Origin of the sequence: Mesorhizobium sp. M0029, from assembly GCF_040323735.1 — a bacterium.
In the GTDB taxonomy this organism is placed as follows: Bacteria; Pseudomonadota; Alphaproteobacteria; order Rhizobiales; family Rhizobiaceae; genus Mesorhizobium.
The window spans coordinates 39,710-52,426 of record NZ_JAMYVF010000023.1; the positions used below are offsets into that span (position 1 = coordinate 39,710).

Consider the following 12,717-nt stretch of genomic DNA (forward strand, 5'->3'; position numbering starts at 1 on the left):
AGGACCGAGCTATGAGCGTGTCTATAACCGGTTGAGGGCAGCTGTGCCTAACTGGTCGCAACTGCTGAAAATGGATCTGACTGTCCTAAAAGCGCTCATCGGAGATGCCGGTCTCGCCAACCAGAAAGCGCCACGTATGGTGGCTATCGTCAACCAACTCGCCCGAGACTTTGGTGAGGTCACACTCGAACCGCTCCGACGGATGACGGACAGAGACGCAGGCCGGCGTCGGACTGAAACCGCGAAGTGCGTGCTCATGTACAGCCTCAGTCGCGAGCTGCTCCCGGTCGATACGCACGTTGCTCGCGTGTCCGGCCGACTGATGCTTGTTGGAGATGCGCCGAGCCGGCTTTTCGTCGCGAATCTGGAAGCAGCGGTGCCGCCGGACTGTCGGTACGACTACCACGTAAATGTACTCCAGCACGGTCGAGAGCTGTGCTGACCCATGCGTCCCAAGTGCCCAGAGTGTCCCCTTTGGGCACTATGTCCGGCCAAAGCAATGCTGGTTGACAAGTTGCTGGTCGCACCAAGCCATCCCATGCGGAGAGCCGCGACAACCCTTCTGCCCGGGCGGACGTACAGGTGTATGCGAAGCGCGGGAAAGGCACGGTTGCTTAGTCTAGATTTAGGAGCCTGTCGCGATTTAATGGATTCAGGATTCCCATAGATTTCAGTTCGTGATTCATTGCGGTTGAAGGGAGACCGCGATGGGCAAGCCTCAACCGCTTGAGTTGCGTCAGCGTGTTGTTGCGTATGTCGATGAGGGGCATGGTCACCGCGAGGCAGCGCGCCATTTCCGCGTTTCGCCTCGCTTTGTGAACAATCTGATCAACTTGCGGCGGCAGACCAGTTCGCTTGAAGCGCGCCGGCAGGGCCATGTGGGCAGTGGCAAGCTTGAGCCGCATGCCGAGTTTGTGCGTTTGCGATTGGCCGAGACCAGCGAACTGACGCTGGATGAGCTTTGCGTCGAATTGGAGGTGCGTGGTGTGAGCGTGCACCGCTCCAATGTCGGGCGCCTGCTCCATCGCCTTGGGCTCAGTCATAAAAAAAACTCTACTGGCCAGCGAGCAGCAGCGGGCCGACGTGCGCCAGGCGCGTGAGCTGTGGACCGGGCGGCGAAAGCGCTTCTTCAACAAGGCTTTGGCGCGGCTGATCTTCATCGATGAGACGTCGACCAACACCAAACTGACCAAACGCACCGGCTGGGCGCCGAAAGGCGAGCGCTTCAGGACCCATGCGCCCTTCGGCAAATGGCAGACGCAGACCTTCATCGCCGGGCTACGATGCCACGGTCTTGTCGCGCCGTGGATCGTCAACGCGCCGATGAATGGCGCCTCTTCGAACACTACTTCGAAACACAGCTTGCTCCCCAACTGTCACCCGGCGATATCCTCATTCTCGACAATGTCGGCTTCCACAAGAACGAGCGCGCGGCACAACTGGTTCGCCAAAGGGGCGCTTGGCTCCTGTTCCTGCCGCCATACTCACCCGATCTCAATCCGATCGAGATGGCCTACTCAAAACTCAAGGCGCGGCTGCGAAAGAAAGCGGCCAGAACCTTCGACGCACTCTGCCAAGCTCTCGGCGATATCTGCCACCGAGCCAGCCGAATGCAGAAACTTCTTCAAGGCTGCGTGTCCGTCAGTCGCAGCGCGTCGTGCTGGTGGCTTGGCACACGCATCATCAATCCTTCATCAGGAGGTCAGCGGCAGCTCGAGCCTCTTCCAAGAAAGTATCCCGGGTGGGCGGAGGGGTGACCACGTCTCCGAGGAGCGACTGTGCGGCCAGTTCCTTGGTCACGAGCCGCTCATACTCCTGGATCTCGAGGGTCTTGTCGCAGAGCAAGATGAGATACTCAACGTCCCGCTGCTGGCCGCGCCGATGGATGCGGTCGAGACTCTGCAGGTAGTGCGCGGCTTGGTTGGACAGCGATTCGTACACTGCAAATCTTGCACGGTGTAGCGTGAGGCCGGCACCCGCAGCCGCTGGGTTGGCCACCAAGATCATCGACTCGTTGTCCTCCTGGAAGCGGCGGACCGTCTCTCTACGCGTGTCGATGTCGGTAACCTGCCCGTCGTAGCGCATGGCTCCATGCGCCTTATAGCGCTCGACAATGGCTGTGATCGACTGCGTATAGAACGACCACACCAGCACCTTTTCGTTCGCAGACATCAACCGGCTGACCACGGCGTCTAGCGCTTCGAGCTTCGCGGGCGTCTCGCTGTATGAGGGATCGATCGCAGAGGGGTTCGAGCACAGCTGGAGGAGCGCAGATCTGCGGGCGAGGAAGTTGGCGTATCGACGCCCGAACTCCTTCTCGTCGGTCTGCTCGATATCGGAGACCAACTCGTTAAGGGTATGCTCGTAGAGGCGTCGCTGCTGCCGAGCGAGCGGGACGAAGATGCGCTGAAAGCTTTTCGCTGGGAGATCGGGCAAGACCTCCGCCTTCAGGTGTCTAGTGTAGAGGCCACGCTTGTCGATGACGGACTGCACGACGGGAGCCGCCTCCGCTCGATCAGTAGGGACTTCGACACCATCGAAGGCAAGGCCGAAGTCGACCAGACTGAACTGCTGGACAAGGTCCTGTGGAGCATTCGGCGCGGGCGTCCCGCACAGCACGTAAGCGCGACCACACCACTCCCTGAGTCGCCGGATGGCGCGGGTTCGCCGCGCGTCCATGGACTTGATAAAGAACGACTCGTCGACTGCGAGAACCGTCCGGCCTGGACGGCTGCGGAGCAGTGCGGAGAGTTCTCCCTCCATGCTCAGGGCAGTTTCGAAGTTAGTGACCAGTACCTCGGGGTCCTCCTGCAACACACGACGCTTCTCGCGTGCAGACCCTGAGACCACTGCTATGCGGTAGAGGTCTGGCCTAAACCGCCCGAAGTCCTTCGGCCACTCGGGCACCATGCTCTTGGGCGCAATGATCAAGACGCGATCAGCCTCATTCCTCGCGGCCAGAAGGTCGAACGCGTAGATAAGGGTGACTGTCTTGCCCGCGCCCTGCTCGTCGAAAACGCAGAGCCCGAACCCCTCCTTGATCGTCATGGCCGCGACATTAAGCACCTGATGCGCGTCGAGAACGGCGAGACCCGCGCTGTCCTCGACCTCAGCCCGGGCCGCGCCCGACCCCTCAGCCTTGAGCCGTTGGACGTGACGCACCGCTACGTCGAAGACCTCGGAGGCACGACGCCTGTTCTCAACGAAGCGGCGTGCCTCCGGAGTCCACCGCAGGATAAGATCGTCAGTCCGCTCGAGTTCACCGGCAAGCTGGTGCGGCACGAATACTCCGTTCGCAGAGCGCCGCACCGAGTTGCCTCCACCAAGCGCGGCCTTAACAGTGGCTAACAGGCCTAACGCGTCTCGGGAGTCTCTCCCGGTTAAGTACAGACCATCGAGCCCGTCGCCGACACGTACATCGGCGGCGGTCTGACCAACCCACTGTTCATGCCGCATGGTGGGCTTCGCTCGAGGTCGACGCATCGGAAGGCACGACGTAGCTCTCAACAAGCTTTAGTGCTCGATACAGGCGGTGAAGGTTCTCCTGGGAGAGCGCATCGGGAGGGCCTGGCCGAAAAATCTTGACCGGCGCGTTCTCGAGCCATTTCGTGAAGACCTCTACGCGCTTGTTGGCTCCGACCGTACGCTCGACCTCTCGATTTGCTTTCGAGAGCGCGATCCCCGTATCGATTAGTTGTTGCCCCTCCTTCCGGTTGCGCTCTCCGGCTTCACGGAAACACGCCATAGCCTCATCATCTAAGGAGACGGCGCGTAGTTCGCGGATCTGGTTCCAGTTCTTAAACTTGTCGTCGTACAGCAGGTCGTAGACGAGGCTCTTGAAGCTCTCATCGTCGTTCAAGGCTGCGAGCACGCCATTACGGCGACCTTTCCCGAGCTCATCGAAGTACTGAAAGTACTTCTCTGCCTTATGCTTGACGGTGTATTTGTCCTTCTTTCCCTCCGTGACATGGTAGTCCTCGAACTCCGATGCGAGTTCAATCATCCCGACATAACGGCTGACCTCGTCCGTGGCGATCGCGAACTTGCGAGCGATCTCCCGGCGGATATCCTTCTGCCGTGCCGGCGCTGGATTGGCGCGTCCTTCTAACGCGAGGAGGGCCTGCCAGTGTTCGTAGACCTTCCGCGCCTTCACGTACTGAGGCCAGTCCTGCTTGTGATCTGGCTCGAAATTGAGCGACACGATGACTGCCTCGCGGTCGTCCTCGGTTGCGTGTTCTGTCAGCTGCCATACCTGGACCCACTCGGCGCGTCGCTTCTGGACAGCGTCGAAGTCGTTGCTGTTCAAAATGAAGTAACAAGCCGTGATCCGACGGTTGCCGTCCAGGAGGTTGCCTTCCCGGTCGATTATGGGCGGTTTGCGGACGCCGTTTGCCGCAATGCTGCGTGCCAGCACTTCAATCTCGAACTGGTCGTCCTCAGCGAGCCCTGGCAGACTCATCTTCCCGAGCATGATCGCCAACAGCTCGTCTGCCTCCGGCGTCCGACCATGGACTTGGAAGAATTGGTTCAGGTGGATATCGATACGTTGGTTCTCACCCCAAAGATTGATGTCACGCGTGCGGACGAAGCCCTCCCATACCGGGACGCTCCGTTCGTGGAACACAGGCGTGGGGCGGATGGGTCGCGGTTGGACTCCGTTATACCCGACAAGCTGTACGCTTGGCTGGTCGGCTGGGCTCTGAGGGCGGAGTGCGACACGCACTGCCTCGACGCGGTCAATGAGCGTGTCAATATCCGCCGTCATCTGTGCTGTAACCACACGATCCTCGCGCGCCTCGGCGCGTTCGCGCATCACCGTGAGCACGCGACCAAGCAGGGTGCGAGCCTCGTCTCGGTCGAGAGGCTGATCGAGGCCAGCCTGCAATACGTCGCGGACGATGTTCCCCATGTCGGCAGAGACGCGCTCTGCTGCAGCGATGAGGTCGCGGAACTCATTGGAGAGGTCATTCATTGGTAGGTTTCCTCTTCGATATTCTCGGCGTTGTCGTTGGCGCCCAAGTCGGACGGGATTTCTCCGGGCAGTTCGATCCCATGGGTTCGAGCGGCGGTCTTGAGGCGGTCGAGCCCGCGCGACATGAGCGCGCGCGCGGCGTCCCGGCCGATGCCGAGTGTGTCAGCCACAACTTCAGCAGAGAGGTCGGGTTCGCCTGCCTCGACAGCCTCGATGACGAGTTCCATCACGTCCCGAACCTGACCGTGACCGACCGCGCTGAGCAGTTGGCGTGCGAATCGCACTGCTTCGGTCCGGCGGTATTCAGCAAGATCGTCGGCCTCGCGTCGCTCGTCGGGGGACAGTTCGACCTCGCCGGCGCAGTCCGACGCGTCATCGATCTCACGCATATCGAGGTGGCCGCGGTTCCATCGATCGTTCGCGATGTTGTCAGCCGCCTTCCAGAGCCAGGCACCTATGCTGCCGACCCTGCGTCCTGTCGAGACAGCGGAATACGCGCCTTCGACCGCCTCGGCGACGCTATCGTCGACATCGGCCGCTGGCAGTTTGGACCATTTGGACTGAAGCATACGCTTCAGACCGGCGAGGTAGCCACTCGCATGCAGCGCCTCGACCATGCCTAGTGCGTCCTTCGCCCCGGCTGCCTTCTGGGCTTTGGATAAGAAGGCCGATGCCTTGGTGACGGGATCTGATCCCGGGGGTTCTTCCTCGTTCAACCTCGCCGTCCCCTTTTGCGAACCAGCGGGTTGCCAGTCACCTACATACAGTAGTCTAGGGGCGAAACAGGGTCAGCGGGAACGCAGCGAATCAAGGCTTAGGAACCCATTTTGCGTAAAGGCTCTTCGAGGCCGTGGGAACCGTCTTTGCATCAACGAGAGCGACGAGCGCGCGGAACCGCTTCTCGCAGCCGCTGTTCGAGTTGATGCGACTTGCGACGAGGGTTGAGGCCTTCGGTAGATCCAGCATCAGCTTGACCTCGTTTGGCGAGAACGACTTGACCATCTCATTGTAGGAAGGCGTCGCTGCGTTCGAGACGCCGTATGAGTTGCCAGTCGCTGCCGTCACGACTGCCTCCACAAAGGTGGCCTGCGCTGTTTCCGGAACGCGGTTCTTCCGCGACAGCTTGAGGAGCCGATCGGCGAAGGGCGGCTCGTTGTGGAAGTTATCCCAGCCATTGTGCACACTTAAGAGCTTCCTACTCGCTGATGTGAAGATACTGTGGACCTCGGCTTCGCTCAGCAGCGACAATTGGCCTAGTGTCTCGAAGAACTGCAGCGAAGCCTTCTGACGGGCTTCGTCGCCTTTTGCCTTATAGTCCTGGTGTCGATCCACCAGCGCCGACCTGGTGCGAGGGCTAAGGTCGTTACTAAATGATTCGCAGATTGCGATGGCGTTCAGGCGGGCTTCCTCTCCCGACGCTGGGTCACAGTAGATGCCGTGTAACATGACGAAGATCAGCTCGCGCTGGGCCTCGAATGTTTCCTGGATACGGCGTTCCCATTCATGTCGTTGATCCTTCTTGAACTTCGTTGCTTTCAGCGCGGCGAGCAGGGACTTTGTATCCACCCCCTTAGGGTTGTGGGCGCTCGAGAGCGCATGCTTCTGGCAGCGGCTTAGGAAGCTCAGGAACTCGTCTTCGTCGACCGTCCCCGCAGCTGGGTGTGCGATAGAGAAACTGTTGCGTGTGGCCCTGCACTGGTCGAGGAAGAAGAAGTCGTCGTCACCGATCAGGTTGAGCTTACGGCAGAGGTCGAGCAGCTCGGCGTCCTTGAGGTCGAGGAGCGTGTCCTCGTCGAAGGATTTGTCGTCGAGGATCTGAGGGACGACGTTGATGCCGAACCGTCGCACCTTGTCTCGCAGTTCCACCACGGCCGCGTTCCAGACATAGTTGATGGCTGCGTCGAACAGACCGCTGGCGACGGCGACACACATTTTGACGATCCGCTCATCGCGCAGGTGCGGAGGGATCTTCTTGATCAGGCGTGGGAGCTGGGACCACGCATGGGCAATCTGGTCGTCCTCGGCGAGCACATTGCGGGGGACTCCCAACGCGGCGGTAAGTTGGGCTAGCATGGGCGAGGAGAGAGGGGTCACGTCGGGCAGTGTGACGGCGGGTAGATCGGTCTTTGGCTTAACTAGGACGTTGCTCATACCTACTCCCTGCATCGACGAGACCATCTCGCCCCATCGGTAGTCTTTAGCCGAAACAGAATGAGGTCAGCCGGCGCGTGCGGCCTTTGTGCGATTACGTCCACCTGCCGCTCTTTTAACGCTACGCACGGAGACGCCTTTGGGAGCCACGACGTCGCCGAGCCGCTCTATACGGAGGGGCGCGCGCGAGGGAAGGCGAACGACGAGGTCGAGTTGCCCCCCGATCGCCTCGACATAGCTTTTAAGAGTAGACAAGTACATGTCGGCTTGTTTCTCGATCTTCGAGACCGAAGGCTGCTTGATCTTGAGGACCGAAGCGATTTCGGCTTGGGCCTTTCCAGCCGCACGCCGCAACTCACCGAGACTCTCGACTTCTCCCCTTAACTCTTCGAAACGCGCGTCGACCCGCTCCCGACGATCCTCGGGGAGCGCAGCGATTAGGTCGTCAAGCTTGCGTCCCATCACTTCTTCTCCTTCTTCGCCGCCGCCAAACGCTCGAGATACCCTGATAGCGCTTGTCCGCCTTGGCGATCAGACTTTTATAGAAGCGCTTCTCACTCACGCCTGACTTATCGCCGGCGACGAGCAGGATAGCCTTCCGCTTCCGGTCGAATGCGAACGCAACCCGCCAGACACCATCATCAGCGTCGAAGCGAAGTTCTTTCATGTTCGCGAAGGACGAGGCATTCAAGGTATCCGCATGCGGTCGCCCCAGCTGGGGCCCGAACACACCGAGCAGCTTAGCCGAGGCCAATAGCTCATCTTGGACTGTCTGGGGCAACGCCTCGAACTCCCCATCGAACTCATCGCCAAAAACGACTTCCCAAGTCATATATAGCTCCAAGGCTATCTGGTCAACATCATCAAGCTGCCAAACGATAGTCTGCGGCCGAAACAAGGTGCGCGGGGTCGAGGATAATCCGGCCGCCGTTGACACGACTGGCAATTCGCGACCTGCCTGGGCTATCGAGCGGCATCGTCACCGCCGTTCTGACGGGCATGGCCGGCGCGTAGCTGTCGCTTGCCCAGAATCCCGGCTTGTCGTGAAGGATATGACCGCCAGCAAGCGTTCCGGCGAGGCGCTTGCGCTGGTCCATACGTAATGGTGGGGAGGATCGCGCCGCGCCGTGCATGCGATTGGACCTCTCGTCCCGCTGCGCTGCTGAGATCTCTACAGTCAGGCGGTCTAGGTTCCGCGTTTCGGGCCGAGCAGGAAAACTATGAGGGCAGCGACGAACGTGGCAACAGCACTGTAGGCAATGGCGCTGGTGATCCCCGCATTCTCCACCAATAGCCCGCCGAAAATCGCGCCGGCTGCGATTGCCACTTGGAATGCTACGACCATCAGCACACCGGCGCTTTCGGCCTGCTCGGGAACGGCCCGCCGCACCATCCACGTCTGTAATCCCACCGGCACCGCGCCGAAGGCAAAGCCCCACGCGCCAACCGCAATCGCCGAGGCGAAGGCCGATGCTCCCGCCGTCAGTAGCGAAACAGCCGCTATCCCTATGAGCAGCGGTGCAAGGGCCGCGACTGCCTTGAGACTGTACTCGGCCAGAAGCCCGCCGGCCAAATTGCCGAAGAATCCGCCGATGCCAAAAGCAAGCAACACAAGCGAGATCGTCTCGACGTCAAGCGCGGGGATCTTTTCGAGGAAGGCGCGGATATAGGTGATTCCGGCGAAGTGGCCGGAAGCGACCAGCAGGATGACAAAAAGCGCAACCTTGACCATTGGAATCTTTGCCACATCCAGCAGGCTGCGGACGCTAGTCACTCCAATGGGAGGCAGTCTCGGAATGGTTATGAGCTGCACGAGCAGTGTAGCGACGCCGCCGGCTGCGGCGAGCATGAAGGCGCTTCGCCATCCCCAGATATCGCCGACATAAGCGCCGATTGGAGCTGCGCAGACGGTAGCTACGGAAACGCCGGTGAGGATGATCGACATAGCGCGCGGCAGGAGGTGGCTTGGAACGAGCCGCATCGCCAGTGCTGCCGACATGGACCAGAAGCCTCCGAGCGCTATGCCGAGCACGACGCGTGCAATCAGGAGAACCGCCAGCGACCACGCGCCGGCCGCCAGAACGTCCGACAGGATCAGCAGCAGCGTCATGGTCCACATGACGGTCCTTCGGTCCAGGCGCTTTGTGATGATGGCCACCGTCGGCGCCGAGATCGCCCCGACGATAGCTGTCGCCGTCATCGCCTGTCCAGCCGCTCCCTCGCTGATACCGAGATCATGCGCGAGGGGCGTGAGCAGGCTGACAGGCAGAAACTCTGCCGTGACCAGCCCGAAGGTGCCCAAGGAAAGCGAAATGACGGCACCCCATGCGGGACCAGACGGTGGGACGGGCTTTTCTGGGTCGTGCAGAACAGCGTTCATGACGCCTGCTGCGGATCGGGTCATGAACGAAGTCTCCACTTTGATGCAATGCAACGTGATGTTGGCTGCCTTGACCCAAATCTAAAAACAAAAGCGCATTTCCCGGCGGCGTTGCACGGAGGAGGGGATGTTCATTGCTTCGCGATACTTTGTGACGGTGCGGCGCGCAACATCAATGCCGGTTTCCTTCAGCCGGACAGCGATGTCCTCGTCGGAAAGCACGTCGCCGGGAGATTCTGCGGCAATGATCGCTTTGATCCGATGCCGGACAGCTTCGGCGGAGTGCGCATCGCCGCCTTGGCAGGACGCGATCGCGACGGTGAAAAAATACTTCAGTTCAAAAACTCCGCGCGGGGTAAGCATGTACTTGTTCGAGGTCACCCGGCTTACCGTCGACTCGTGCACGCCGATCGCGTCAGCGACGGTTCTAAGATTGAGAGGCCGCAGGTGGGCGACGCCATGTTCTAAAAAGGCATCCTGCTGACGCACGATTTCAGCCGCAACCTTAACAATCGTCTTGGCGCGCTGATCGAGGCTGCGGATTAGCCAGTTCGCGTTTTGCAAGCATTCGTCGAGAAATGCTTGATCTTTCGAATTTTGGGCAGTTTGACGCGTGACTTCGGCATAGTAGGTTTGGTTGATCAGCAGCTTCGGCAGCGTGGCGGGATCAAGTTCGATCTGCCACCCGCCTTGCGGCGATGGCGTGACCCAGACGTCGGGTATAATTGATTCAGACGCACCGGATTCGAATCTGTTACCAGGCTTGGGATCGAGCGCCCGAATCTCATGCATCATGTCGAGAAGGTCTTCTTCATCGACGCCGCAATGCTGCTTTAGTGCCTCAAAATCGCGTCGCGCTAGCATTTCAAGATGGGCAACCAAAGCTGCCATTGCCGGGTCGAGCCGGTTTCGCTGGCGCAACTGAATCTCGAGACATTCTCTGAGACTTCGCGCAAAAACTCCCGGTGGATCAAATTGCTGCAAGGTTCCGAGAACCCGTTCCACAACAGCCTCATGGACATTTAGGCTCTCGGCCAGCTCCAAAAGGTTTGCCCGAAGATAGCCAGTGTCTTCCAGATCGGCGGCAAGCTGGCCAGCGATCAGCCGCTCCTGTGGTGTGAACGCAGTGAGGGCGATCTGACGAGCGACATGGTCGTGCAATGTTTCGGCGAGGGTGGCAAACTCGTCGAGGGAAGGGCCATTGCCCGGCGGGTTGTTGGTCGTGTTGCGAAGTGATTTCCATTGCCCGAGCCGTTCAGGCGACCCTGTCCCGGTCAGCCCTTCAACGGCGTTTGCACCAGGGCCGAGAGGCTGATCCGCTCCCGAAATCGAAGCATCGTCAAAAGGCCCGCCATCGTTTGACGCAGATTCCAACAGCGGGTTCTTCTCGATTTCCCGCTCCACGAACTGATGCAGTTCGGTATGCGCCAGTTGCAGCAAGCGAATCGACTCAATGAGTTGAGGCGATGCGACGATGGATTGCTTCTGGCGCTGAAACAGGCTTGCTGAAGATTGCATGGTAAGTGCGATAATCCTGTCGAGGAGCCTCTTTGGGCTTGCAATGGCGCCAGTGAGACGTTTTCTAGGTCATGCGGCGGCTTTCAGCGTTTCGAGAACGTTTTGCGGGGATGAGACGCCATACGGGTCGGCCTCGCAATTGTCGGAGAAACCTTCCTCCTCGAACCAGTGCTCCACCACACCATTGTTGATCAGGGCGGCGTAGCGCCATGAGCGCATCCCGAATCCGAGATTGTCCTTGGCAACCAGCATGCCCATCTTGCGTGTGAACTCGCCTGAGCCATCGGGGATGAGCTCGACCTGCTTCAGGCCCAAGGACTTCCCCCACGCATTCATGACGAAGGCGTCGTTGACTGAGAGGCAGTAAATCGCGTCAATTCCCTCCTTCTCAAACTCATCATAGAGCTCTTCGAACTTGGGCAATTGGTAGGTCGAGCAGGTCGGCGTGAAGGCGCCAGGCAGCGAGAACAGGATGACCCGCTTGCCGGCAAAGTAGTCGTCAGATGTCTTTTCTTCCCAGCGATATGGATTTGGCCCCTCGACCGACTTATCGTGAACACGCGTGAGAAAGGTGACGAAGGGAACTTTCTTTTGAACTGTCATCAAGTTGCTCCTAAAGAAGACTGCGCTGAATTCTGGCAGAGGCTGGCGCAATACCGGGCAAAGGCTCGTATGCCCGGCACGGAATGAGGGCCTCGCGGCTCGCAACCTCCTTTTTCCCTCCCGACCATGGGAACGTCTTGGCGGTGTCTTGGCCACCCGAACGCAATCGATCTGAGCGATCTGGACACCGTCGAGCCGGTGCTTTCCACGGCTATGGCGCCGGAAGCGGGATCGGTCACTAGCGATCGTGCGTTTCGAAAAGGATAGCGGCCGGAAGGAGCCAATATCGCAAGCATATGGGGGCCTGAAATGTCTTCATGCAACACACCCGCGTCACAGGACTCCGAGTCACTGGACTGGTTCAGCGTGTTGTGGATATGTGGCAGTGACCCGCCGGCCTTGGCTTGGGTGACCATTTGACAAGGCTTTTCGGCACTCACATGCTGAACAGAACCGGCAAACCGCATTTGCGCGCGCTGCCCGTGTTGGCGTGCCGGCATCGGACCAGCCATGCGCAAAGCGGCCATCCAGAACGGACTTCCGGAGGAGACGATGCCCCGATGTTCAGCTGCAAGGGGCACCGTCTCCTCAGGCCACGGTCTGGAGCTTCGCGTGTCGGGCATGGTGCAAGTCGCTTTCATCGTGATTTGATGGTGCTCTAACCAGGAGCAGCAAGCGGCGTGCCATTTGGAATAGAGGAGGCCGTGTCTTAGAAGATCGGGCGCGCGCTATAACCGCCTCGTCACACAGGCAACAACGATGCTGTATGGTGCGGATATTCGGCGCTTCAGCCCCGGCTGGGCAAAGACGAACCGGAAGCCGAGCCGATGCATTACCTGAGCCTGGAGGGCACTCCAGTCATTGCGTAACGTGTGGCGCTAGCGTTCATTGGTGCGCCGGCACGGCTATCGCGAACATGCGCCTGTCGCAGCGACCATGAGCGGGCGCTCTTGGGCAAGCGCCTTGGCCCCGTGAGGATCGAATTCCCCAATCGTGTCTGTTCGCCGCCCTCTTATGTTCGAAACTGGACCAGAATGTCGCAAGCCCGACCTAAAGGTCGCCGAGGCGTTCTGTCGGACACTGTTCCGTCGCC

12 protein-coding genes and 1 pseudogene are annotated in these 12,717 nt (G+C 59.8%); 2 read left to right on the plus strand and 11 right to left on the minus strand.

The features are described from left to right. Positions 1-31 precede the first annotated feature (31 nt). A complete protein-coding gene (locus NKJ76_RS27855; protein ID WP_352538875.1) occupies positions 32-442 on the plus strand; it encodes an endonuclease III domain-containing protein in 411 nt (136 codons plus the stop codon). A 172-nt stretch (positions 443-614) separates the two neighbouring features. On the opposite strand, the gene NKJ76_RS32490 is transcribed toward NKJ76_RS27855, so the two are convergent. Further along, positions 615-1,373: a hypothetical protein gene (locus NKJ76_RS32490; RefSeq protein ID WP_023750042.1), complete on the minus strand. Its 759-nt coding sequence runs from the start codon at positions 1,371-1,373 to the stop codon at positions 615-617. On the opposite strand from NKJ76_RS32490, the pseudogene NKJ76_RS27865 reads away from it, so the two are divergent. After that, positions 1,284-1,511 (plus strand): annotated as a pseudogene (locus tag NKJ76_RS27865) (transposase); the annotation flags it as partial. The gene NKJ76_RS32490 and the pseudogene NKJ76_RS27865 sit on opposite strands and share 90 nt — an antisense overlap. Positions 1,512-1,683: 172 nt before the next feature. Here NKJ76_RS27865 and NKJ76_RS27870 read toward each other — a convergent pair. The 10 genes from NKJ76_RS27870 to NKJ76_RS27915 form a co-directional block, all read right to left on the minus strand. Beyond that, positions 1,684-3,456 (minus strand): DEAD/DEAH box helicase, encoded by a 1,773-nt coding sequence (locus NKJ76_RS27870; RefSeq protein ID WP_023750043.1) that lies wholly within the window; start codon positions 3,454-3,456, stop codon positions 1,684-1,686. Beyond that, positions 3,446-4,972, minus strand: a complete 1,527-nt coding sequence (locus tag NKJ76_RS27875) for a ParB N-terminal domain-containing protein (RefSeq protein WP_023750044.1) — start codon at positions 4,970-4,972, stop codon at positions 3,446-3,448. The genes NKJ76_RS27870 and NKJ76_RS27875 overlap by 11 nt, the downstream gene beginning before the upstream one ends. Then, positions 4,969-5,688, minus strand: coding sequence for an RNA polymerase sigma factor (locus NKJ76_RS27880; protein ID WP_352538853.1), 720 nt, complete (start codon positions 5,686-5,688; stop codon positions 4,969-4,971). Before NKJ76_RS27880 ends, NKJ76_RS27875 begins: the two co-directional genes overlap by 4 nt. A 91-nt stretch (positions 5,689-5,779) precedes the next feature. After that, complete coding sequence (locus NKJ76_RS27885; RefSeq protein ID WP_352538854.1) at positions 5,780-7,123, minus strand: hypothetical protein; 1,344 nt, start codon at positions 7,121-7,123, stop codon at positions 5,780-5,782. Positions 7,124-7,189: 66 nt separating this feature from the next. Next, positions 7,190-7,585 (minus strand): helix-turn-helix domain-containing protein, encoded by a 396-nt coding sequence (locus NKJ76_RS27890; RefSeq protein WP_023750047.1) that lies wholly within the window; start codon positions 7,583-7,585, stop codon positions 7,190-7,192. Further along, a complete protein-coding gene (locus tag NKJ76_RS27895) occupies positions 7,569-7,955 on the minus strand; it encodes a type II toxin-antitoxin system RelE/ParE family toxin (RefSeq protein ID WP_023750048.1) in 387 nt (128 codons plus the stop codon). The genes NKJ76_RS27890 and NKJ76_RS27895 overlap by 17 nt, the downstream gene beginning before the upstream one ends. Positions 7,956-7,986: 31 nt before the next feature. Continuing rightward, the gene (locus NKJ76_RS27900; protein ID WP_023750049.1) at positions 7,987-8,220 is read right to left on the minus strand and encodes a hypothetical protein; all 234 of its coding nucleotides are present in this window, start codon (positions 8,218-8,220) and stop codon (positions 7,987-7,989) included. 89 nt (positions 8,221-8,309) lie between these two features. Further along, on the minus strand, positions 8,310-9,527 hold the full coding sequence (locus tag NKJ76_RS27905) for an MFS transporter (protein WP_352538855.1): 1,218 nt from the start codon (positions 9,525-9,527) through the stop codon (positions 8,310-8,312). Positions 9,528-9,584: 57 nt separating this feature from the next. Beyond that, on the minus strand, positions 9,585-11,021 hold the full coding sequence (gene rpoN, locus NKJ76_RS27910; RefSeq protein ID WP_352538856.1) for an RNA polymerase factor sigma-54: 1,437 nt from the start codon (positions 11,019-11,021) through the stop codon (positions 9,585-9,587). A 69-nt stretch (positions 11,022-11,090) separates the two neighbouring features. Beyond that, complete coding sequence (locus NKJ76_RS27915) at positions 11,091-11,624, minus strand: peroxiredoxin (protein WP_023698264.1); 534 nt, start codon at positions 11,622-11,624, stop codon at positions 11,091-11,093. Between the last annotated feature and the right edge of the window lie 1,093 nt (positions 11,625-12,717).